Origin of the sequence: Stenotrophomonas riyadhensis, assembly GCF_040256885.1 — a bacterium.
GTDB lineage: Bacteria > Pseudomonadota > Gammaproteobacteria > Xanthomonadales > Xanthomonadaceae > Stenotrophomonas > Stenotrophomonas riyadhensis.
In genome coordinates this window covers 799,874-822,394 of sequence record NZ_CP155568.1, presented here as the reverse complement: position 1 = coordinate 822,394, position 22,521 = coordinate 799,874, and the positions used below count along the sequence as shown (strand labels likewise).

The 22,521-nt window shown below is 66.0% G+C and carries 15 protein-coding genes and 4 tRNA genes; 6 read left to right on the top strand and 13 right to left on the bottom strand.

The features are described from left to right. Positions 1-75 precede the first annotated feature (75 nt). The 13 genes from rplL to SriyCCGPB3_RS03695 all read right to left on the bottom strand — a co-directional run bounded on the left by rplL (position 76) and on the right by SriyCCGPB3_RS03695 (position 7,909). Entirely contained in the window at positions 76-444 is a 369-nt protein-coding gene (rplL, locus tag SriyCCGPB3_RS03755; protein WP_010480374.1) for a 50S ribosomal protein L7/L12, read from the bottom strand. A 63-nt stretch (positions 445-507) separates the two neighbouring features. After that, positions 508-1,044 (bottom strand): 50S ribosomal protein L10, encoded by a 537-nt coding sequence (gene rplJ, locus SriyCCGPB3_RS03750; RefSeq protein ID WP_005408203.1) that lies wholly within the window; start codon positions 1,042-1,044, stop codon positions 508-510. Positions 1,045-1,430: 386 nt separating this feature from the next. Further along, positions 1,431-2,129, bottom strand: coding sequence for a 50S ribosomal protein L1 (gene rplA / locus SriyCCGPB3_RS03745; protein ID WP_004154350.1), 699 nt, complete (start codon positions 2,127-2,129; stop codon positions 1,431-1,433). A 4-nt stretch (positions 2,130-2,133) separates the two neighbouring features. After that, positions 2,134-2,562, bottom strand: a complete 429-nt coding sequence (rplK, locus tag SriyCCGPB3_RS03740; protein ID WP_004145248.1) for a 50S ribosomal protein L11 — start codon at positions 2,560-2,562, stop codon at positions 2,134-2,136. Positions 2,563-2,860: 298 nt separating this feature from the next. Then, on the bottom strand, positions 2,861-3,421 hold the full coding sequence (nusG, locus tag SriyCCGPB3_RS03735; RefSeq protein ID WP_004154362.1) for a transcription termination/antitermination protein NusG: 561 nt from the start codon (positions 3,419-3,421) through the stop codon (positions 2,861-2,863). A gap of 10 nt (positions 3,422-3,431) precedes the next feature. Then, positions 3,432-3,845: a preprotein translocase subunit SecE gene (secE, locus tag SriyCCGPB3_RS03730; RefSeq protein WP_004154361.1), complete on the bottom strand. Its 414-nt coding sequence runs from the start codon at positions 3,843-3,845 to the stop codon at positions 3,432-3,434. A gap of 49 nt (positions 3,846-3,894) precedes the next feature. Beyond that, positions 3,895-3,970, bottom strand: a tRNA-Trp gene (locus SriyCCGPB3_RS03725). Positions 3,971-4,072: 102 nt separating this feature from the next. Next, positions 4,073-5,263, bottom strand: coding sequence for an elongation factor Tu (gene tuf / locus SriyCCGPB3_RS03720; RefSeq protein ID WP_004154360.1), 1,191 nt, complete (start codon positions 5,261-5,263; stop codon positions 4,073-4,075). Positions 5,264-5,304: 41 nt separating this feature from the next. Further along, a tRNA-Thr gene (locus SriyCCGPB3_RS03715) sits at positions 5,305-5,380 on the bottom strand. Between the two features lie 49 nt (positions 5,381-5,429). Beyond that, positions 5,430-5,503: transfer RNA gene (locus SriyCCGPB3_RS03710), tRNA-Gly, on the bottom strand. Between the two features lie 24 nt (positions 5,504-5,527). Next, positions 5,528-5,613, bottom strand: a tRNA-Tyr gene (locus SriyCCGPB3_RS03705). A 137-nt stretch (positions 5,614-5,750) separates the two neighbouring features. Next, positions 5,751-6,767: an isoaspartyl peptidase/L-asparaginase family protein gene (locus tag SriyCCGPB3_RS03700; protein WP_164162552.1), complete on the bottom strand. Its 1,017-nt coding sequence runs from the start codon at positions 6,765-6,767 to the stop codon at positions 5,751-5,753. 122 nt (positions 6,768-6,889) lie between these two features. Beyond that, positions 6,890-7,909, bottom strand: coding sequence for a cyanophycinase (locus tag SriyCCGPB3_RS03695; RefSeq protein ID WP_153856353.1), 1,020 nt, complete (start codon positions 7,907-7,909; stop codon positions 6,890-6,892). Between the two features lie 170 nt (positions 7,910-8,079). Between SriyCCGPB3_RS03695 and SriyCCGPB3_RS03690 the strand changes: the two genes are divergently transcribed. The 6 genes from SriyCCGPB3_RS03690 (at position 8,080) to SriyCCGPB3_RS03665 (ending at position 22,507) form a co-directional block, all read left to right on the top strand. Beyond that, the gene (locus SriyCCGPB3_RS03690) at positions 8,080-10,818 is read left to right on the top strand and encodes a TonB-dependent receptor plug domain-containing protein (RefSeq protein ID WP_110711146.1); all 2,739 of its coding nucleotides are present in this window, start codon (positions 8,080-8,082) and stop codon (positions 10,816-10,818) included. Between the two features lie 163 nt (positions 10,819-10,981). Next, positions 10,982-13,753: a response regulator gene (locus tag SriyCCGPB3_RS03685; RefSeq protein WP_153856352.1), complete on the top strand. Its 2,772-nt coding sequence runs from the start codon at positions 10,982-10,984 to the stop codon at positions 13,751-13,753. Between the two features lie 33 nt (positions 13,754-13,786). Beyond that, entirely contained in the window at positions 13,787-15,007 is a 1,221-nt protein-coding gene (locus SriyCCGPB3_RS03680; RefSeq protein ID WP_153856351.1) for an EAL domain-containing response regulator, read from the top strand. Between the two features lie 125 nt (positions 15,008-15,132). Continuing rightward, a complete protein-coding gene (locus tag SriyCCGPB3_RS03675; protein WP_153856350.1) occupies positions 15,133-18,366 on the top strand; it encodes a hybrid sensor histidine kinase/response regulator in 3,234 nt (1,077 codons plus the stop codon). Further along, the gene (locus SriyCCGPB3_RS03670; RefSeq protein WP_110711138.1) at positions 18,363-19,004 is read left to right on the top strand and encodes a response regulator; all 642 of its coding nucleotides are present in this window, start codon (positions 18,363-18,365) and stop codon (positions 19,002-19,004) included. The genes SriyCCGPB3_RS03675 and SriyCCGPB3_RS03670 overlap by 4 nt, the downstream gene beginning before the upstream one ends. A gap of 263 nt (positions 19,005-19,267) precedes the next feature. Further along, a complete protein-coding gene (locus SriyCCGPB3_RS03665; RefSeq protein WP_153856349.1) occupies positions 19,268-22,507 on the top strand; it encodes an autotransporter outer membrane beta-barrel domain-containing protein in 3,240 nt (1,079 codons plus the stop codon). Positions 22,508-22,521 lie beyond the last annotated feature (14 nt).

The following is a 22,521-nucleotide window of genomic DNA, read 5'->3' as shown; positions in this document are numbered from 1 at the left end:
CGACCAAAGGCCGGGGGCTTACGCCCCCAGCCTTGGCTGCATCGCCGTGAATCGGTGACGATGCAAGGTAACTGCTTACTTGACTTCGACAGTCGCGCCAGCAGCTTCCAGGTCCTTCTTCATCTTCTCGGCGTCGTCCTTCGAAGCGCCTTCCTTCAGGACGCCACCGGCTTCGGCCAGGTCCTTCGCTTCCTTCAGGCCCAGGCCGGTGATGGCGCGGACGGCCTTGATGACTTCGACCTTCTTGTCGCCGGCCGACTTCAGGGTGACGGTGAACTCGGTCTGCTCTTCAACAGCAGCGGCCGGGCCAGCGGCAGCAGCCACGGCAACCGGAGCAGCGGCGGAGACGCCGAACTTCTCTTCGATGGCCTTGACCAGCTCCATCACTTCCATCAGGGACTTCTCGGCGATGGCGTCGACGATCTGTTCGTTGGTAAGGGACATGATAAATACCTTTGGATGATTTTCTGGGTTGAGGTTCCGTCAGGAACCACGGTAAGTCGAAACTCAGGCGGTCTCGGCGGCCGGCTCGGCAGCGTCGGCGGCGACGTCGCCACCACCCTGCTTCTCGCCAACGGCCTTGATGGCGCGGGCAAACATCGTGACCGGCTCGGTCAGGACGCGGGCCAGCATGGCCAGGGCCTGGTCGCGGGTCGGCAGCGAGGCCAGCACGTCGACGTGGCTTGCCGGGAACACTTCGCCACCGATGGCGACGACCTTAGCCTTCAGCTTGTCGTTGCCCTTGGCGGCTTCCTTGATCAGGCGACCGGCAGCGCCGGGCTCCTCGAGCGAGAACGCGTACAGCAGCGGACCAACCATCTGGTCCTGGGCGACTGCGAACTCGGTGCCTTCAACGGCGCGCGAAGCCAGGGTGTTCTTGACAACCTTCAAGAAAACACCGGTTTCACGAGCCTGCTTGCGCATCGCGGTCATCTGGGCGACCGTGGTGCCAGCGTATTCGGCTGCGATCAAGGAGTGGGCCTTGGCGGCGACGTCTGCCAGCTCGGCGACTACTTCTTGCTTCTGGGACAGATTGAGAGCCATTGCACTCCTCCTATTGAACTCCGCTTACGGCTCCTGCCGTGTGCGGTCCTGTGCGGCATCCGTCCTGGACGCCGGGAACATCGGGATGATGTTCCGGGGGTGGGCCGTTCTAGACCTGGAGTGGGCCAACCTGGGAAACCCAGACGTGCGTGAACCAGAAAAACTCCAGAAGGGCACCATCTACGCAGGGTGATTCCGGGGAATCGATTAAGCGCTCATGACTGCTCCGGCGGCGACTCCTTGCCAGATCGAGCTTCCGTGCCCGTCGCCGGTATTGCCACGACCGCGCCTGCGGTCTTTGACGGCTACCGCGGGCGATGCACTGCCAGCGATGCCTTCAAATGTCACGGTCACGGCACCGAAGGTACCGTGACCGCTTGAAACAATTACTTCAGGGTCAGCGACGACTGGTCGACGGTGACGCCCGGGCCCATCGTCGAGCTGACCGAAACCTTCTGCAGGTAGGTGCCCTTCGAGGTGGCCGGCTTGGCCTTGATCAGATCCAGCAGCAGCGCGGTCAGGTTCGACTTCAGCGCGTCTTCGGCGAAGTCGGCCTTGCCGATGGTGCAGTGGATGATGCCGGCCTTGTCGGTGCGGTAACGGACCTGACCCGACTTGGCGTTCTTCACGGCTTCACCCGGGTTCGGGGAAACAGTGCCGACCTTCGGGTTCGGCATCAGGCCGCGCGGGCCCAGCACGGTGCCCAGCTTACCGACGACGCGCATGGCGTCCGGAGTCGCGATGACGACGTCGTAGTTCAGATCGCCGGCCTGCATCTTCTCGGCCAGATCGTCCATACCGACGGCTTCGGCGCCAGCGGCCAGGGCTTCGTCAGCCTTGGCACCGGCCGGAGCGAACACGGCGACGCGGACCGACTTGCCGGTACCGGCCGGCAGCACGGTGGAGCCACGGACCTGCTGGTCGGACTTCTTCGCATCGACGCCCAGGCGCACAGCGACGTCGATCGACTCGACGAACTTGGCCTTGGTGGCGCTCTTCAGGATGTTGATCGCGTCCTCGAAGGCGTATGCCTTGCCCGGAACGACGGCGGCCTTGATGGCCTTCTCACGCTTGGTCTGTGCCATCTTATTAACCCTCCACCACGAGGCCCATGGAACGGGCAGAGCCAGCGATGGTACGCACGGCGGCGTCCAGATCGGCGGCAGTCAGATCCGGCTCCTTCGCCTTGGCGATCTCTTCCAGCTGCTTACGGGTGACCTTGCCGACCTTCTCGGTGTTCGGGCGCTTGGAGCCCGACGAGATGCCAGCGGCCTTCTTCAGCAGGGTGGTGGCCGGGGTGCTCTTGGTGATGAAGGTGAACGTACGGTCCGAGTAGGCCGTGATGATCACCGGAACCGGCAGACCCGGCTCGAGCTTCTGCGTGGCAGCGTTGAACGCCTTGCAGAATTCCATGATGTTCAGACCGCGCTGACCCAGCGCAGGACCGACCGGCGGCGAGGGGTTGGCCTGACCGGCCTTCACCTGCAGCTTGATGTAACCGACAACTTTCTTTGCCATGAGTATGCTCTCCGGGTGCTAGCGCCTTTCGACAACAGGCTCCCCATCGGACCGGGAATCACGCGTCCCGGCATCGCGTTTTGAAATCATGCCGAAGGCCACCTTGCGGCGGCCTCGTCCCACTGGCTTCCCAGCGGGGAGCCGCGCACTATAACAGGTTTTTTCTTCACATGCCTGAAGCGGCACATAAACGGACGAAACCGGGCAGAGCCCGGTTCCCCTTGTAGAGTCGAGCCATGCTCGACTGCACCGCCATCCGGAGCCTGGAGTCGAGCATGGCTCGACTCTACAGGACCGGTCAGACGGCCTTTTCGACCTGGCCGAACTCGAGTTCGACCGGGGTGGCACGACCGAAGATCAGCACCGAGACGCGCAGACGGCTCTTCTCGTAGTTGACTTCTTCGACGACGCCATTGAAATCGTTGAACGGGCCGTCGGTGACGCGGACCATCTGGCCCGGCTCGAACAGCACCTTCGGACGCGGCTTCTCGACACCTTCCTGAACGCGATTCAGGATGGCCTCGGCCTCGGAATCGGCGATCGGCAGCGGACGATCGGCGGTGCCGCCGATGAAGCCCATCACGCGCGGGGTTTCCTTGACCAGGTGCCAGCTTTCGTTGTCGATGCGCGGAATGCCGGCTTCTTCGTGGGTCTCGATCTGGACCAGCACGTAGCCCGGGAAGAACTTGCGCTCGGAACGGCGCTTCTGGCCAGCGCGCATCTCGACCACTTCTTCGGTCGGGACCAGGACGTCGCCGAAGCGCTCTTCCATGCCGTCACGGACGATGCGATCACGCAGAGCCTGCGCCACCGACTTCTCGAAGCCCGAATAGGCGTGAACGACGTACCAACGCTTCATGCAATTCTCCTTAGCGGCTCAGGAACCACTGAGTCAGTTTCTGGATCAGGAAGTCGAAGCCACCCAGCAGCAGGCTGAGGATGAGCACCACGACGATCACGACCCAGGTCATGCGGATGGCTTCCTGGCGCGTCGGCCAGACCACCTTGCGCAGTTCAAAGCGCGACTCGGAGAGGAATTCGCGGGTGTCGCGCCCCTTGCCGGTCAGCATGAACACGCCGATACCGCCAACCAGACCGACCACGACCGCCAACGCACGCAGCTGACCTGCCCACGCACCCAGCTGGGCGGCGCGACCAGAGTCGGCGGAGAACCAGAACCAGACGAACAGACCGGCCAGCACCAGCAGCGATGCGGCGACATACTTGACGATATCTCCACCGTGGGCGGAGTTGTCCTTGGAGTGTTCGATCTTGCTATTCATCCGGCTGTGTCTGCTTTAGCGGCCCAGGCCGCTGGATAAGGTGGGCAGATGGCACGCCAGGAGGGACTCGAACCCCCAACCTGCGGTTTTGGAGACCGCTGCTCTGCCAATTGAGCTACTGGCGTACGTTGAAAACTTGCCTTCCCTTAGACGGCGAAGGCGGACCGAGGTTCCCGGCCCGCCATTCGCGTAACCGGCGGCGCTATGCAACCACCGGTACTGCAGGCTTACTCGATGATCTTCGAGACCACGCCGGCGCCGACGGTACGGCCACCTTCGCGGATGGCGAAGCGCAGGCCTTCGTCCATTGCCACCGGGTTGATCAGGGTGACGACCATCTTGACGTTGTCACCCGGCATCACCATTTCGACGCCTTCCGGCAGAGCAGCTGCGCCGGTGATGTCGGTGGTGCGGAAGTAGAACTGCGGACGGTAGCCGTTGAAGAACGGGGTGTGACGGCCGCCCTCGTCCTTCGACAGGACGTAGACTTCGCCTTCGAACTTGGTGTGCGGCTTGATCGAACCCGGCTTGGCCAGGACCTGGCCACGCTCGACGTCGTCACGCTTGGTGCCGCGCAGCAGCAGGCCAGCGTTGTCGCCTGCCTGACCCTGGTCCAGCAGCTTGCGGAACATTTCAACGCCGGTCACGGTGGTCTTCTGCACCGGACGGATGCCGACGATTTCGATTTCGTCGCCAACCTTGATCACGCCGCGCTCGATACGACCGGTCACCACGGTGCCGCGACCCGAGATCGAGAACACGTCTTCCACCGGCATCAGGAACGGCTTGTCGATCGCGCGCTCCGGCTCCGGAATCCAGCTGTCCAGGGCGTCGACCAGCTTCAGGATGGCCGGCACGCCGATGTCGCTCTGGTCGCCTTCCAGCGCCAGACGGGCCGAACCAGCGATGATCGGGGTGTCGTCGCCCGGGAAGTCGTACTTGCTCAGCAGCTCGCGCACTTCCATCTCGACCAGCTCGAGCAGCTCGGCGTCGTCAACCATGTCGGCCTTGTTCAGGAACACGACGATGTACGGCACGCCGACCTGACGCGACAGCAGGATGTGCTCGCGGGTCTGCGGCATCGGGCCGTCAGCGGCCGAGCACACCAGGATCGCGCCGTCCATCTGGGCGGCACCGGTGATCATGTTCTTGACGTAGTCAGCATGGCCCGGGCAATCGACGTGGGCGTAGTGACGGACCGGGGATTCGTATTCGACGTGCGCGGTCGAGATCGTGATACCACGCGCCTTTTCTTCCGGCGCGGCGTCGATCGAGGAGTAATCCTTGAACTCGCCACCGAAGCGCTCGGCACCGATCTTGGTCAGTGCGGCGGTCAGCGTGGTCTTGCCGTGATCGACGTGACCGATGGTGCCGACGTTGACGTGCGGCTTGGTGCGCTCGAACTTACCCTTGGCCATGGCTGCTTATCTCGAATTCGTCTGAGAGGTGATGCTTAAGATGGTGCTCACGAAAGGAATCGAACCTTCGACCTCTTCCTTACCAAGGAAGTGCTCTACCGACTGAGCTACGTGAGCCGAGTTTTGCATTATGACATGAACTCGATAAGATTCAAAGTTCATCCAATGGAGCGGGAGACGGGAATCGAACCCGCACCATCAGCTTGGAAGGCTGAGGTTCTACCATTGAACTACTCCCGCGCCGGGAATGTCACAACGTGAAACTGGTGGAGGGAGGTGGATTCGAACCACCGAAGGCGTAAGCCAGCAGATTTACAGTCTGCCCCCGTTGGCCGCTTGGGTATCCCTCCTTACCACCCCATTCCGTTGCCGCCGAAGCGTTGCGGTGTGTGGTGGTGAGCCGCTTATTCTGCTGATGGGACGGGGGGCTGTCAACGCTTTTTTCCATCTTTTTCACACGTTGTCGCAAACCCATTGATACGCAAGGTTATTGACCGGGGACCGGCAGGGTCTCGCTGGCGAAAATTGCGACATGGGGGACACCGTCGGCGCCAATCCACCCTCGATACATGCCCTGGGTGTTGAACGGCGCGGCCATTTTGCCGTCTGCGGCGAGCACGATCGCACCGCCGTCGCCGCCCATCTTCGGAATCGTCTCGTTGATCACGCCCCTGCCTGCCTGCGCCGGGGTCTGCCCCTGGTAGCGCATGCGCGCGCAGATCTCGTGCGCGGCCGCGGTGCGGATGTAGTACTCGCCCCAGCCAGTGCCCGAGACCGCACAGCGCGCGTCGGCCCAGGTTCCGGCGCCGATGATCGGGGAGTCGCCCACCCGACCATAGCGCTTGTTGGTCATGCCGCCCGTGGAGGTGCCGGCGGCGAGCTGCCCCTGTGCGTCCAGGGCGACCGCGCCCACGGTACCGAAGTGCTTTGCGGTCTCCAGGTCGGCATGCGCCTGGCCACTGGCTTCTTCCTTCAGCGCGCGCTGCAGCTGCTGCCAGCGCTTCTCGGTGCGGAAGTACGACGGATCCACCAGGGGAATGCCCTGCTCCACCGCAAATGCTTCGGCGCCCTGCCCAACCATCATCACGTGCCTGGACTTCTGCATCACGGTCTGTGCCAGCAGGATCGGATTGCGCACCCGCTGCACGCCGGCCACCGCACCCGCAGCCTGGGTGGCCCCGTCCATCACTGCGGCATCCAGCTCGTTGTGGCCGTCATGGGTGAACACCGCGCCCTTGCCGGCGTTGAAGGTCGGATCGTCCTCCAGCACGGTGATTGCCGCGGTGACCGCGGCAAGCGCCGGGCGTCCGGCCGCCAGTTCGGCATGGCCCTTCAGCAGCGCTGCGCGCAACGCATCGCGCGCAGCCTTCTCTTCGGCCGGCGACAGGTCCTTGCGCTCGACGCCGGCGCCACCGTGGATGACCAGCAACGGCGAGGTCGCCGGAGCGGCCTGGGCCAGCAATGGCAGGGACAGCAGCGCGGACAGCGCCAGGCGGAGTTTCATCGGATACGTCTCCAGCAGGACGAGGGAATGGATTGCATGGTAGTGCCGGCCGCTGGCCGGCAAGGGGCCGCATCAGGGCAGACCGGCTTCCGGCCAGCGGCCGGCACTACCGGGAAGGACGATCATTGGCGGACGACTTCAATCTCGCCGTCGCTGATGTCGGCCACCGCCTGATAGTCCGCGTCGGCCTGGAAGTCGTCCAACCGCATGCGGCTGCCGCTGGCAACCACGGTCACCGGCACCGCGTGGAAGCGCAATGGCTCACCTTTGACCAGGCGATCGGCATCACGGCCCGGGCTGACCACCCAGACCTTGCCCTCGCCGTCGGCGCTGTAGACCTGCGCCTGGCCATCCGGCTCCACGCACAGCGCGGTGTCTTCATCGACGCCGATGCCGACGATGTCCGGGTCGCCGCTGTCCTGTGCGGCACGCGCCACGAACACGATCAGGCGACCGAGCCGGTCGCGCTTGTCGAAGTGGGTATCGGTGACCACCCGCTGCAGATAGGGCATCTGCAGGAATCCGCTGTCCATGGTCACTGCACTGCCCATCGGGTCGGCCAGCGCACCGGCGGAGGTGATGCTGCCGCCATCCATGGCGCCATAGGCGTAGCCGCCGAGGATGGCCAGCCCGGCGCTGGTGCCGGCAATCGGCTTGCCGGCGCGCACATGGGCGTTGAGCGCGCGGTTGAGCGCGGTGCCCTTCCAGAAACGGATGTAGCGCGACTGGTCGCCGCCGGCAATGAAGATGGCGTCGGCTGCGGCAACCACGCGCAGCACGGCCGGATCGTCGGCGCCGCGGCGACTGTCGAACACCAGGGTCTGCACCGCGGTGGTACCGCCGATTTCGCGATACAACCGGTCCTGCAGTTCGTCGCTGCCGGAAGCACGCAGGATCAGCACGCGGCCGTTACCGGCCTGCTTCAGCCACCACTGGAAGGCCTCCGGCACCCATTCGCCGCCCCCCATCAACATCATGGCCGGCGCGCGCGGGCCGGGGCGGGGTGCGTCGAGATCCCCGGCTTCGTAGTAGGCAAAGCCCGGGCCCTGCAGGTCCTGCGCAGGGGCGGCCAACGGCACGGCCAACACCAGCAGCACCAGCCAGGCGATGGGGGCACGCAGGGTCCGATGGAGGCGTCGCATCTTGATCTCCCTGAACAAAATCGACTTGCAAGCGCTTTCACTCTTTGCCAGATAGAGACCCAGTAGTCAAGGACATAAAAAAGGCGTTAAATGCGCGCGCCCATTCCCGAAATCTGAATGGGGGACAGGGCCCCTCCTCTGCGGGCCGGCTTCATTTCCGAGAATTCCTCATGCGTAGAAAGGCGATGGCGTGGTCGATCCAGCTGGCGTTGATGGGCGTGGCTGCTTCCGCGGCGGCCCAGGCACCGGCTTCCTCTTCGGTTCAACAACTGGACGCGGTGCAGGTCACCGGTTCGCGCATTCCGCGCGCCCAGGTGGAAGGTCCCGCCCCGATCACGGTGATCAGCGCCGAGCAGATCCGCTCCAGCGGCTTCACCACCGTGCCCGACGTGCTGCGGTCGATGACCCAGAACGGCGGTGAGACGCAGAGCCAGCAGTCGTCCAGCGGTGCCGACTTCTCGCCGGGTGCCCAGCAGGTGGACCTGCGCGGCCTCGGCCCGAACCACACGCTGGTACTGGTCAATGGCCGCCGCATCGCCGACTTCCCGATGCCGTTCAAGGGCCGCAGCAACTTCACCGACGTCTCCAACATCCCGCTGGGCATGATCGAGCGCATCGAAGTGCTGACCGGCAGTGCCTCGGCCATCTACGGTTCGGACGCGATCGCCGGCGTGGTCAACTTCATCCTGAAGAAGAAGGCCGACGGCACCACCGTCGACATGCGCATGGGCACCACCAGCGAAGGCGGTGGCGAGTCGTTCGACATGAGCCTGGCCAGTGGCTTCAGCCGCGGCAACTTCAACGCCGTGTACAGCGTTGAACTGCAGTCGCAGACCCCGCTGTGGGCGTATGAGCGCGACATCCAGGATTCGACCCAGGACGGCCCGACCGAGGGCTCACGCATCGCCCGCCGCGCGTACCTGCGCACGGATTACAACGACGACTACCTGGATCCGGGCGCGGCCACCTGCGAAGCGCTGGCCGGGCAGAACCAGGGCAGCACCTACCGCGCCTACCGCCCGCGCTACGGCTACTACTGTGGCAGCGACAGCTCGATCGGCTACGGCACCATCCTCAGCAAGCGCCGTGGCGCCAATGGCTATGCGTCGCTGAGCTACGACTTCGACAACGGCCAGCAGTGGTTCGCCGATGTGCAGCTGGGCTACCACACGATGTCGCTGATGCGCGACGTCACCAAGTGGGGCCGGATGGATGCCAACGGTGATGAATCGGGCTACTTCAACAACCAGGCCACCGGCGAGATCGAGTTCTGGCAGCGCCAGTTCTCGCCCGAAGAGATGGGCGGCCTGAACAATGCGATGGTGCGCAGCACGCAGAAGACCTTCAGCGTGACCACCGGCTTCAAGGGCAAGCTGGCCGGCAACTGGGACTACGAAGCGGCACTGAGCCACTCGCAGTACCAGTCGCGGATCAGCTGGGCGCAGATCATCGCCGCCAAGGCCAATGATCTGTTCCTGGGCCCGCAGCTGGGCGTGGACGACGACGGCTTCCCGATCTACAACGCCGACCCGTCGCGCCTGTACCGGCCGCTGACCCGCGCCGAGTACGATTCGATCGCCGCGCGTACCACCTATACGCCGAAGTCGCGCACCGAGACGGCCGCGTTCACCCTGACCAATTCCGCGCTGTTCGGCCTGCCGGGCGGTGATGCCGGGTTCGCCGCGACCGTGGAAGTGGGCCAGCAGGCCTATGCGCTGAACCCCGATCCGCTGGCCACCCAGTACTACTACTACAGCTGGAAGGACTCGGACGGCCAGGGGTCGCGCAACCGCTGGGCCACCGCCGCCGAGCTGCGCATGCCGCTGCATGAGACGGTCAACCTGAGCGTGGCCGGCCGCTATGACCAGTACCGCTATTCCGGCCACACCATCGGCAAGGCGACCTGGAGTGGCGGCCTGGAATGGCGCCCGATCGACACCCTGCTGGTGCGTGGCTCGTATGGCACCGCGTTCCGCGCACCGGACCTGCACTACGTGTTCGCCGGCCCGGGCAACGACGAGACCACCGCCGAAGACCTGTACAGCTGCCGCGCCGACGGTGCCAGCGACTGTTCCGACTACGAGCGCAACCTGATCCGCAGCCGCACCGGCAACCGCCAGCTCGACCCGGAAACCAGCACCTCGTGGAGTGCCGGCCTGGTCTGGTCGCCGGCGATCGGTCTGGACCTGTCGGTGGACTGGTTCGACATCGACATGCGCAAGCAGGTGCAGGACATGGACGTGCGCACGATCCTGGCCAACGAAGCAAACTGCCGCCTCGGCAGTGCCGACATCAATTCGCCGACCTGCGTGGACGCGCTCGACCGCATCACCCGTACCAGCGACGGCCGCCTGTACGGCGTGCGCGTGGCACCGATCAACGTCGCCCGCGAGTCCACCTCGGGCATCGACGTCGGCCTGCGCTACCGCCTGCAGACCGGCATCGGCGACTTCATCCTCAACGGCACCCATACCTGGGTGAAGAAGCACGACTTCCAGCGCTACCCGGGTGATCCGACCCTGGACCAGTTCGCGGTCAACAGCGGCTTCGATATTCCGCGCACCAAGACCAGCCTGAGCGTGACCTGGGAGAAGGACGCGTGGTCGGCCACCGTCTACGGATCGCGGCTGGGCAAGCTGCCGACCTCGGACAACTACGACCAGTCGTTCAAGTGGGACAGCGGCGACAGCCCGTACATCAAGGCGACCTACCGCTACAACGCGTCGCTGCAGTACCGCTTCGACGACCATTCGCGCCTGTCGCTGTCGGTGGTCAACGTGTTCAACAAGATGCCGCCGAAGGACGCCACCTACACCGCGTATCCGTACTACGACGTGTCCTGGTTCGACAGCGTCGGCCGCACCATCAACCTGCAGTACACCCACAAGTTCGGTGGCAGCGCGCTGTAAGCTCCCGCCCAACGTCGATACAGGAGACCCCCGCTTCGGCGGGGGTTCTTCTTTTCCGCCGCCTGAACGGTTCCCGCGCACATGCGACAGCGCGGCTGGCCCGCGGGAGATTTTAGGAAACGGCTGATTCCGCGCCGTCCGCACCGCTCCCTAGCATCGTTGCATGTTCCGCTTCCCTCGCCCTTCGCTGCAGCAGGCCGTGCCATCGACCACCGCGTCGGTGCTGCTGCGCTGCCTGACCGTGAGTGTTTTCATCTGCCTGGCCGCCGCGGCCGGCTTCTACCTGCTCGCAGCGTTCACCGAGGACATCTCGACCCATCGCCGCGAGATGAATGCAGCGGCCTACAAGGCACAGATCTATTTCGACCAGCGCGAAGCGCTGCTGCGGTACCTGGGTGATTCGGTGCTGACCGGTAACCTGGATGCACCTGCGGCAGACAGCGAAGGCATGCGCCAGGTGCCGCTGGATGGTGCTGGCGGCCAGCCCGGTCAGCGACTGCTGCTGTCGACGCGCGCCGAACACACGCTGCAGGCGCTGCAGACGTACCTGATGCTGGTCGATGCAGAGGGCGCGCATTGGCTGGCCGGCGGCGAGGTCGACGTCGACCTGGCGCACCTGCCTTCGCTGCGTGCGCTGCAGGCGCGCAGCGGCAGCCTTGAGGGCGACGCCCCGGTGTACTGGCTGCGCCCAGGGGACAGCGGCGTTGCACTGGCCCGGCCGGTGCAGGCCGGACCCCACCCGACGCGGTGGCTGTTGCTGCTGCTCGATGGTGCAGCAGCGGCAAGCATGATCGATGGCCAGGGCATCGGCGGCTATGCGTTGCTCGATCGTGGCGGACAGCCTGCGCTGTCGAGCCAGGCCCCCCGGCTGGACAGCGCTGGCTGGAAGACACTTCGGGAACGCCAGGACGACAGCTTCGGCACCTTGTGGAGCAGCGGTCTGCCGCGCGGCGTGGCGCTGGTGAAGAGTGTCGGCAATGACGGCTGGCGGCTGGTCTACCACCTGCCGCCGCAGCTGCTGCTGGGTGATCTGGCAGTGCCTCTTCTGATCTGCACGCTGTTGCTGCTGCTGGCCGGCTTCGCACTGCGCCTGCTGCGGCATCGTGTCGACCGCCAGCTGATCCAGCCGGCACTGCAGCAGCACCGTCGCCTGCTGGAGAACCTGGATTTCAGCTCGACGGTGATCGACATGGCGCCGGTCGGCATCTGCGTCCTGCGCCGCAGCGACCGCCAGTTGCTGCTCTCCAACCAGCTGCTGCGCGACTGGCTGGGCGAAGAAGGTGAACACAGCGACTGGCAGGCGCCCTGGCGCGGGCATGCTGGCGAGCGCGGACGTGGACTGGAGTTCACCACCCGCGATGGTCGCCAGCTGCAGGTGCTGCACGCCGCTTGCCGCTACCAGGGCGATGACGTGCTGCTGTGCGTCTTCCATGACATTTCCCGGCACCGCCAGGCGCAGGCAGCGTTGTCATCGGCACGCCAGGCCGCCGATGCGGCCAACCAGGCCAAGAGCGCGTTCCTGGCCACCATGAGCCATGAAATCCGCACCCCACTGTACGGCGTGCTGGGCACGCTGGAACTGCTGGGCCATACCACGCTGGATGCGCGGCAGTCGCAGTACCTGCGTACCATCGAGAGTTCGTCATCGGTGCTGCTGCAGCTGATCAGCGATGTGCTGGATGTCTCCAAGATCGAGTCGGGCCAGCTGAGCCTGGAGCCGAGCGCATTCTCGCCGCGCGAACTGACCGAAAGCGTGTTGCGCAGCTTTGCCGCAGCAGCCACCTGCAAGGGCCTGCAGATCCTGGTCTGCACCGACCCGTGCCTGCCGACGCGCGTCCTGGGAGATGCCGACCGCATCCGCCAGGTCCTTGGCAACCTGCTCAGCAACGCGATCAAGTTCACCGAGCATGGCCGCGTGGTGCTGCGGGTGCGCCAGGTACAGCGCGAAGGTGAGTCCAGTGTGCTGGCGTGGCAGGTCACCGACACCGGCATAGGTATCGCCGCCGAGGAACAGGCGCGGCTGTTCGAGCCGTTCCGCCAGGTCCGCGGCGCCGCCAGTGCACAGGGCACCGGGCTCGGCCTTTCCATCAGCGACCGGCTGGTGCGCCTGATGAGCGGCGAACTGCAGGTGGTCAGCGAACCGGGGCTGGGCAGCAGCTTCAGCGTTCGCCTGCCGCTGCCGGTGCTGGCGGCGGCCGACGATGGTCCGCGGCTGCAGCCGGAACCTCCGATCCTTGTGCGTGGCCGCGACCGCGAACTGGTCGACAGCGCCTGCGGCTGGCTGCAGCGCTGGGGTGCCAACGCCCAGCCCCTGCTGGGTGATCCGTCCCTGCTTGACCATGACGGTGCGATCCTGATGGACGGCGAAGCCAGCACACCACTGGCATGGACGGGCCCACGGGTCGTGGCCTCCATCGACGGCGGTGACCTGCCGATGGTGTCGGCCGATGGCAGCCTGGTGGTGACCCTGCATGGCATGACCGCGATCGGCAATGCTCTGGCCAGCCTCCAGCAACAGCGGGCAGCACTGCCGGAAACCAGGAGTGCGGCACCGCACATGCCGTTGGACCTGCGCGTGCTGGCGGTGGAAGACAATCCAATCAACCGGGTGATCCTGGCCGAGCAGCTGCGCACCCTCGGCTGCGAGGTGGAACTGGCCCAGGACGGCATGGACGCGCTGCAGCGGTGCCGCGAGCAGGCCTTCGATCTGGTGGTGACCGACATCAACATGCCGCGTATGGATGGCCATGCATTGGCCCGACAGCTGCGCGATGACGGCAACCGGGTGCCGGTGATCGGCGCCACCGCAAATGCCACGGCCGAAGAACGCGAGCGCTGCCTGGCCAGTGGCATGCAGGGCTACCTGAGCAAGCCCATCGACATCGCCCGCCTGCGCAAGGCGATCACCGTCCTGCGCCAAGGAGATCCCGCATGACCCAGCGCATCCTGATCCTGAAGGAGATCCCGCATGACCCAGCGCATCCTGATCCTGGAAGACCAGCCCTTCCAGCGAGGCTACCTCGCCAATCTGTTCGGCAGCCGCGACGGGGTGCAGGTCGATGCCTGCGAGGACGTGGAAGCGGCGATCGCACTCTGCGCCTGCCAAGCCTACGATCTGGTGGTGAGCGACCTGCTGATGCCGGGACAGGACGGCATCCAGTTCATCCAGGCGCTGGCCGCCCAACCGCGCCCACCACGCCTTGCCGTTGTCAGCGCGGCGTCCCGGCGCATGATGACCTCGGCACGCCTGATGGCCGAATCGCTCGGGCTGGAGGTGATCGGCCTGCTGTCCAAGCCGGTTGCCGCCGCCGACGTCGACGCTCTGTTTGAAGCACTGGCACAGTCACGTCCGTCGGCGGACGCCGCTCCGGCACGCAGTACGCTACTCGCCGAACCCGACGTCCAGCAATTGCGTCAGGCGATGGCCGACGGCAGCCTCACGGCCTGGTTCCAGCCGAAGAAGTCACTGCAGTCCGGGCGCGTCGTTGCGGCTGAAGCACTGGTGCGCTGGCGCCATCCGCTGCAGGGAACGCTGGCCGCCGGCAGCTTCCTGCCAGCGATATGCCGCCACGGGCTGGAGGGCGAACTGTTGCGGATGATGCTCAAGGCCAGCATCAAAGCGCAGGCCCGCTGGCGCAAGCAGGGCTTCCGGGTACCGGTTTCCATCAACCTGCCGCCGCACCTGCTGGAGCAGTCCGACCTGCCCGATGAACTGCTTGCGATGACCCTGGCACTGGGCGGCACACCTGGCGAACTGTGTTTCGAGCTGATGGAGAACAGCACCACACGCCATGTCAGTGATTTCTATGCCGGGGCGTGCCGCCTGCGCATGAAAGGCTTCGGCCTGGCACAGGACGACTTCGGGCAGGGCCTGAGTTCGGTCCACAACCTGGTCAACACGCCGTTCACCGAGGTCAAGATCGATCGCGCACTGGTCAGCGGTTGTGCCCGTGATCCGGCCCTGCATCTGACGCTGTCGACCATCATCGCGCTGGCCAACCAGTTGGGCCTGACCATCGTGGCCGAAGGCGTGGAAAGCGATGCCGACCTGGCGGCACTGCGCCGGCTCGGCTGCAGCCAGGTGCAGGGATTCCTGATCTCGCAAGCGCTGCCGTCAGATGAGTTCACTCGCCTGCTGGACGAGGAGGCACCGCGCATGGACGACGTCCATCCGGTCATCCTGCGTTGAAGCCGGCTGCACATCGGCTTCACGGATCCATCAAGTGGCATTGACGATCCTGTCTGTGCAGCAGAACCGGGCGCCCGCCGGGCGCCATACAGTGCCACTGACCGCCCCTTGCTCCGAGACCTGCCATGCCGGCCGAGGCCGCTCCCGTACGACGACTCGCTCGCCGCTCCCTGCGCGTCCACGCACTGCTGATCGGCGTGGTGGTGCTGGCCACCCTGCAGGCCGGATTGCTGTTGTCCACCGGCACCCAGCTGTTGAACGAAGAGCGCAGCAAGATCGAATACCACTTCCGCCGACTGGATGGAACCCTGCTCGAACAGGAAAGGTTCCTTCGCCAATGGCGGCTGCATGATGTCGGTGCGCGCGGCCAGCCGGTGCCGGATGCCAGCGTTGAACTGCAGCGCGGACCCTTGTTCGCCAATTTCGTGCTGATCGGCAACGAGGGCGACGGCGCGGCGTCCCGACCGCCGACCGAGCTGGGTGATCGTTTCCTGCGCTTCTACGGAACGTTCTGGTCGGCTTCGCACTATCCCCCACCACACTGCCTGCTGGTCGATGGACAGGGCACGCGCGGCCTGCTGGCACCCGTACAGATGTCCGGTGCGGATGCGAGCCAGAACAGTCCGCACCACCTGCGCCCGGCGATCGCGGCAATCCACCGGGCAATGCGCAGCCAGCCCGCCCTGCAGCGCGGCAGTATCGCCTGGGTCGCAGTGCCGTGGCGCGATGGACAGACCCGCCTGCTGGCCATCGCCCATGCCCCACAGGATGCACGCCTGTGGGGCGAGAGCAGCGACAGCTCACTGGCGGCGCTGGCCTGCCTGCTCGATCCGGCGCGGGTCGATGACTACCGGCAGGTTCTGGGTGTGCCGGTGTTCCAGCAACTGTCGTTGTTCACTCCCGATGGCCGACCGCTGCTCGGCGATGCCACCGACGCCAGCAATGCGGGAACCTCCTGGCAGGCCGGCATCGCCGGCCTGAAATTCCTCATGCGCAGTGATCGAGGGTGGCTGGCGGTCTACCACGTCAGCTGGCAGCAGGTCCTGCAGCATCCACAGGGTCCATTGCTGGGGGCAACGGTGGTTGCGCTGCTGCTGGCACTGGGTGGCACGCTGGTGCTGCGTGCGTATCGACGTTCGGTCATCGAGCCACTGCGCAGCAACCATGCACGCCTGCTGGAAAGTGAAGCCTTCAGCCGCACCATCCTGGACAACGCGCCGATCGGGCTGTGCCTGCTGCGACGCACCGATGGGACTGTCTTGCTGGACAACGCCCTGGCCCGCAACTGGCTGGGCGAAGATCACCATGCGGGAGGCTGGTACGGTCCATGGCGGCGCAGCGTGCTCGCCGCAGGAGGCACCACGCTCGGCGATGGTCTGGCCTACGCCACACCGGATGGCCGCCATCTGCTGGTGAAGGCAACACCGGCACGCTATCGCGGCGAGCCGGCAGTACTGTGCCTGTTCATCGATCTCAGCAGCCAGCACGAAGCCGAACAGGTGCTGCAGCAGGCGCGGCGCGCCGCCGACCAGGCCAACCGGGCCAAGAGCCAGTTCCTGGCGACGATGAGCCACGAGATCCGCACCCCGCTGTACGGCGTGCTCGGCACGCTTGAACTGCTGGGCCTGACACCACTGGATGCGAAGCAGCAGGATTACCTGGCCACGATCCAGCGCTCGTCCTCGACGCTGATGCAACTGATCAGCGACATTCTTGACGTGAGCAAGGCCGAGGCCGGCCAACTGAGCCTTGAGCCCAGCCCATTCGATCCAGTGCGCCTGAGCGAAGACGCGCTGGATTCCTACGCCGCTGCGGCCGCGAACAAGGGATTGCAGTTCTATGCCTGCATCGATGCGGACGTGCCGACTTCGGTGTGCGGCGATGCAGCTCGGATCCGCCAGATACTCAACAACCTGATCAGCAATGCACTGAAGTTCACCGACAGTGGCCGCGTGGTCGTGCGCGTCTCGGCACGCTGGGAGGAGGAACGCTGCTGGTTGCAATGGCAGGTGACCGATACCGGCATCGGTATCGCCAGCGAGCACCAGTCCCATCTGTTCGAACCGTTCTTCCAAGCCAACCCAGGCACCGATGCGATGCGTGGAACCGGGCTGGGACTGGCCATCTGCGCCCACCTCGCGGCACTGATGGAAGGTCAATTACGCGTGGTGAGCGAGAGTGGCCTGGGCAGCAGCTTCAGTATTGAACTGCCGCTGCCACCGGCGCTGCCAGACCCTCTGCAGTCGCCCCAGCCAAGGCTGCCCGCAAACCTGCAGGTGCAGGTCCGGGGTAGTGCGCGTGAACTGGTGCAATCCCTGTGCGAACGACTGCAGCAACGTGGTGCGACCGCCAGCGTCTACCGGGAGGACATCACGCTACACCTGCCACCGGCGACGGTACTGCTCGACCTGGTACTGGACGGTGAACCACCGGCATGGAATGGCGGTGCGCGCGTGCTCGCCTGCCGTGATGGAGGCGCGCGCGCGCAGCTGATCAACGGCAGCTGGCAAGTGGGCCTGCATCGCCTCGATGCCATTGTGGCCGCACTGGCGACTGCCAGCGGCCAGCCGTTGGCGGCCAGCGCCGAAGGTCGACTGCCGGCAACGCGCCGCTTTGGCCTGCAGGTCCTGGTGGCCGAGGACAATCCGATCAACCAGGCGATCCTGCGCGACCAGCTGGAACAGCTGGGTTGCCGTGCCGTGGTCGCCAGCAATGGCAATGAAGCATTGGGCTACTGGCAGCAGGGTGTGTTCGGGCTGGTGCTGACCGATCTGAACATGCCCGGGCTGGATGGCTACGGGCTGTCCCGCGCACTTCGGGCGCGCGGGGCCGATGTGCCGATCCACGGCGCCACTGCCAATGCCGATCCCGCCGAACGACAGCGCTGCAGGGAGGCCGGCATGCAGGGTGTGCTGGTCAAGCCGATCACGCTTGAAGCACTGCAACGCCTGCTGAGCCGGATCAGCAGCGGGGACGCAGCAGCGTCGCCACCTGCGGACGCCCCGGCACCCAGTACAGCGACCGACCACGACCCTCCGCTGCAGGTACCCGCGAAGATGCGGGCACTGTTCGTACAGACCATGCATGCCGATCTGGACCGCCTGCGTGAGACCATCGCGGCAGCCGACGCCGGAGACGTAGCACAGGTGCTGCACCGCATCCGCGGCGCACTGGTCATCGTTGGCGCGCCTGCGCTGGTGGACAGTGGCCTGCAGATCGAGCAATGCATCGCACGCGGCGACGGGCTGGCCGAGCTGGCCGGACCGTTGAACGGTTTCCAGCGCAGGCTGCTGCGGCTGTTGGATCTTCTGCCCGATGCCCCGCCCCCTTCCCTCCCTGACGACTCGACCCTGCCATGACCACACGGATCCTCATCGCCGACGACCACCCGATCGTGCTTGCCGGCATCCGCGATGTGCTGGCCGGCGAACTGGATCTGGAAATCGTTGGCGAAGCCGCCGACCCGGCCAGACTGATCGAACTGATGACGCAGACCCGGCCACAGGCGGTGATCACCGACTACAGCATGCCCGGTAGCGACCAGCTCGGTGATGGCATCAAGCTGATCTCGTTCCTGCGCCGCAGCTACCCGGACACGCGCCTGCTGGTGCTGACGATGGTCTCCAACCCCTCGCTGGTGGCCGCGATGTATGCAGCGGGCGCGGGCGGCGTGGTGCTCAAGAGCCATGGACTGGGCAGCCTGGTGCAGGCCCTGCGCGTCGTGCTGGCCGACCGCATCTACCGGCCCCCGGGACTGCTCCCGGTGGCCGCCAGCGAACCCGCTGATGCCGATGGAGTACGTGCACGCCTGTCGCCACGCGAACTGGAAGTGATCCGGCTGTTCACCGGCGGCATGAGCGTGCGCGACATCGCGCGCCAGCTGCAGCGCAGTGCCAAGACGGTCAGCACGCAGAAGATCAGCGCGATGCGCAAGCTCGGCGTGGACAGCGACCAGGCACTGATCGAGTACTGCCTGCAGGTCTCGCTGTTCGCCTGAGGCCCACTCCCGGCTGAACCCCGCAGGCTCTGCACGGGGGCCTGCAATGGCTTTAGGAAACGCCTGATTCCATCGGACAGCGCCGATTTCTAGGCTGGACACATCCCGCCATGGTGCGCCTGCCGGTTGTCGCTGCATCACCCTGGGGGACGGAAGCCTGATGGCGCCTCCCGGCGCCGTCACATGTGGCTTCCGCAGCGACGCGGCGTCGCCGCGTCAGTCCACGCAGCCTCGCTGCGCCCTGCCACAGGAAGTCCATCAGCATGAATGCCTCCCCCACACGGCAGCGCCGTGCGTCCGGGTGCGCGCGCGCCACGCGCGTGCCCCTCATCCCCAGCCTGCTGGCCACCGCATTGTGGGCGGCGTTGCCTGCATATGCGACAGAGCTCACCGGCCCGCTGCAGGTCAGTGACGGTGACAGCCTGCAGCTTGGCGCAGATGATGTCCTCAATCACAGCGCGGGCAGTTTCGCACTCACCGTCACCGGTACCGGCAGCAACGCACTGATCGACGGCAGCCGGATCAATGTGACCGGCAATGGCAGCGCTGTGACCGCCGCCAATGGCGGCCAGGTACAGCTGCGCGGCGCAACACTGTCGATCGCACCAGCAACCGGCACGGGCTTCTATGCGTTGTATGCCAATGGTGCCGGCAGCGTGATCGACGCACGCGATGTCGACATCGATACCATCCGCAACGGCAGCGGCTATGCCAGCGTGCAGGCCTACAACGGAGGCGTGATCCGCTACACCGGTGGCCGCATTGCGATGACCGGCGGCGTCGGCACTCTGGTCGGCGCCTCCGGCAAGGGCAGTGAAGTGCATCTGGACAACCTGCAGATGAGTGCCGACAGCGGCGCGCGCCTGCGCGCCGAGAGTGCCGGCCTGCTGACCATCCGCAACAGCCGGATCACCCTCGCCCCCGGCGGCATCCTCGCCGGCATCGCGGTCGATGGCGCGGGCAGCCGCGCCGAGCTGTACGACACCTACATGGACGGCGGCTGGTTCGACATCGGCAGCGGCGGCAGCGTGCTGCTGGAGAACGTGGAAGCGCACTCGGTGGGTGGCAGCATGCGCCTGCTCGGCAGCAGTGCAAGCAAGACCTATTCCAGCGCGGTGATCAACGGCGGCCGCTTCTACACCGTCGGCGGCTATGGCGTGAACATCAACAACTGGGGCCAGCTGACCGCCCGCGACGCCGCGTTCGATGTACGCGATGGCTATTCCGGATTCTGGCTGGCCAGCGACGAGTCGCGCCTGCAGCTGACCAACAGCACCATCGATACCTGGACCGACACCTACGGCTACGGCGTAGAGATCGCCGGTGGCGTCGCCACCGTGCAGGGTGGCCGGATCACCACGCACGGTGATGCGACCTACGGCGTGCGCGTGACCGGTTCCACCGGCAGCACCGCCAGCCGCATCGAAGCGAACGGCAGCGTGATCGACGTGCGCGGCAACGGCGGCGGCGGCGTGTTCATCGGCGGCTCCACCGCCACCGCGCTGCTCGACAACGTTGCGATCCGCAGCGACGGCGAGAACGTGTTCGGCATCGTGCACATGAACACGGCGCGGCTGACCCAGGCCGATCGCCTGGACATCCGCATGACCGGCAGCAACAGCGGCGCCTACCGCTCCTACCTGACCGCGTTCGGCCCGTACTGGAACCGTGCCACCTTCAATGACAGCCACATCGAGACCGCCAGTGGCGCCGCGTTCTGGCTGCAGGGCAGCAACCACGCATTGACCGTCAATGGCAGCGACGTGACCGCAGGCGACGGCAGCGGCCGTTTGCTGCGGGTCAGCGACACCGTGTTCACCGATGGCAGCAGCGTGGCGACCAGCCGCATCGACTTCAGCGCCGACGCCAGTACGCTGCGCGGCGACGTGGTGGTGGACAGCGCAACGGCTGACGTACACATGGTGCTGCGCAACGGTACGCAGTTCAGCGGTGCGCTGCGCGACGATTCCGGCTACCAGGTCGCACAGCTGGCGCTGGATGGCAGCAGCCAGTGGAACGTGCGTGACAGTTCCAGCGTCGGCGCGCTCGAACACGCCGGCACCATCGCCTTCGATGCGCCGGCGGCGGGCGGCTTCAAGACCGTCACTGTCAGCGGCGACTACGTGGGCAACGGGGGCCAGTGGATCTTCAACCGCGCGCTGGGCGACGACACATCGGCGGGCGACCAGCTGGTGATCAACGGCAACAGCAGCGGCACCGCCAGCGTGAGCGTGCGCAATGCCGGCGGCGCCGGTGCGCTGACCCAGGAGGGCATCCGCCTGATCACCGTGGCTGGCCAGTCGGATGCACAGTTCAGCCTGCAGGGCCGCGCGGTCGCCGGCGCCTACGACTACTTCCTGTTCAAGGGCGGCGTGTCGACCCCGGACGATGGCAACTGGTACCTGCGCTCGGAATACGTGCCGCCGGTCGATCCGCCGGAACCCCCGGTCGACCCGCCACAGCCGCCAGAGCCTCCGGTCGACCCACCGGCTCCGCCGGAACCGCCGATCGATCCGCCGTTGCCGCCGGAGCCGCCAATCGATCCGCCGCGCCCGCAGGTGGAACGCCCGGAACCGGCGGCCTACCTGGCCAACCGCAGTTCCGCGCTGGGCATGTTCCGGCACAGCCTGCACGACCGCGCCGGTGATCCCGCCACCCAGGCCGGTGCCAGCAGTGACGGCGTGGCCTGGATGCACCTTCGCAGTGCGCAGCCCGACAGCCACGACCGCAACCGCCAGGTCCAGGTCGATGGCCAGACCAGCAGCGTGCTGGTCGGCGGCGGACGCCGCTTCGAGGTGGGGGGCACGGGCGAACTGCAGGCAGGTGCGATGCTCGGCCATGGCCGCGCGCGCAATGACAGCCGCTCGCAGGTGACCGGCTACACCGCGCGTGGCGTGGTCACCGGCACCAGCGTGGGTGCCTATGCCACCTGGCTGCAGGATGCGCGCATGGAGGGCGGCGCCTATGTGGATGGCTGGCTGCAATACGGCCGCTTCCGCAACAGCGTGCAGGGCGAAGGCCTGCAGAAGGAGCGCTATGACGCCCGCAGCTGGAGTGCGTCGGCCGAGGCTGGCTATGTGCTGCCACTTCAGCGCAGCGCGCAGCGCGGCGTCTATCTGGAACCCCAGCTGCAGGTGGTGCACAGCCGCTATGACAGCGACCGCGTGGTCGAAGCCAACGGCACGGTGGTCGAGGACCGTGGTGGTGGCGAGACCAGTACCCGCCTCGGCCTGCGCCTTTACAGCCGTGGGCTGAGCCCGGCGCAGGGCCAGGTGCACCCGTACGTAGCGGTGAACTGGTGGTCCGGTGGCAATGGCGCAGGCCTGGCAATGGACGGCGAGCGGCTGCAGCGGCAGCTGCCGCGCGACATCTACGAAGCCAAGGCCGGCGTGCAGGTGGATCTGTCCGGCGGCTGGCGCGGCTGGGGTGAACTGAGCCGGCAGAGCGGTGGCATGGGCTTCCGCGATGTCGGTGCCCAGCTGGGTCTTTCGTACAACTGGTGATGCGGGAAGAACCC

Bases quoted from the DNA above. Each gene is read 5' to 3' on its own strand.
- SriyCCGPB3_RS03665 (WP_153856349.1), top strand. From the start codon at position 19,268: ATGAATGCCTCCCCCACACGGCAGCGCCGTGCGTCCGGGTGCGCGCGC.
- rplL (WP_010480374.1), bottom strand. From the start codon at position 444: ATGTCCCTTACCAACGAACAGATCGTCGACGCCATCGCCGAGAAGTCC.
- SriyCCGPB3_RS03680 (WP_153856351.1), top strand. From the start codon at position 13,787: ATGACCCAGCGCATCCTGATCCTGGAAGACCAGCCCTTCCAGCGAGGC.
- SriyCCGPB3_RS03685 (WP_153856352.1), top strand. From the start codon at position 10,982: ATGTTCCGCTTCCCTCGCCCTTCGCTGCAGCAGGCCGTGCCATCGACC.
- SriyCCGPB3_RS03695 (WP_153856353.1), bottom strand. From the start codon at position 7,909: ATGCGACGCCTCCATCGGACCCTGCGTGCCCCCATCGCCTGGCTGGTG.
- tuf (WP_004154360.1), bottom strand. From the start codon at position 5,263: ATGGCCAAGGGTAAGTTCGAGCGCACCAAGCCGCACGTCAACGTCGGC.
- SriyCCGPB3_RS03675 (WP_153856350.1), top strand. From the start codon at position 15,133: ATGCCGGCCGAGGCCGCTCCCGTACGACGACTCGCTCGCCGCTCCCTG.
- rplJ (WP_005408203.1), bottom strand. From the start codon at position 1,044: ATGGCTCTCAATCTGTCCCAGAAGCAAGAAGTAGTCGCCGAGCTGGCA.
- rplA (WP_004154350.1), bottom strand. From the start codon at position 2,129: ATGGCACAGACCAAGCGTGAGAAGGCCATCAAGGCCGCCGTCGTTCCG.
- secE (WP_004154361.1), bottom strand. From the start codon at position 3,845: ATGAATAGCAAGATCGAACACTCCAAGGACAACTCCGCCCACGGTGGA.
- SriyCCGPB3_RS03670 (WP_110711138.1), top strand. From the start codon at position 18,363: ATGACCACACGGATCCTCATCGCCGACGACCACCCGATCGTGCTTGCC.
- SriyCCGPB3_RS03690 (WP_110711146.1), top strand. From the start codon at position 8,080: ATGCGTAGAAAGGCGATGGCGTGGTCGATCCAGCTGGCGTTGATGGGC.
- rplK (WP_004145248.1), bottom strand. From the start codon at position 2,562: ATGGCAAAGAAAGTTGTCGGTTACATCAAGCTGCAGGTGAAGGCCGGT.
- nusG (WP_004154362.1), bottom strand. From the start codon at position 3,421: ATGAAGCGTTGGTACGTCGTTCACGCCTATTCGGGCTTCGAGAAGTCG.
- SriyCCGPB3_RS03700 (WP_164162552.1), bottom strand. From the start codon at position 6,767: ATGAAACTCCGCCTGGCGCTGTCCGCGCTGCTGTCCCTGCCATTGCTG.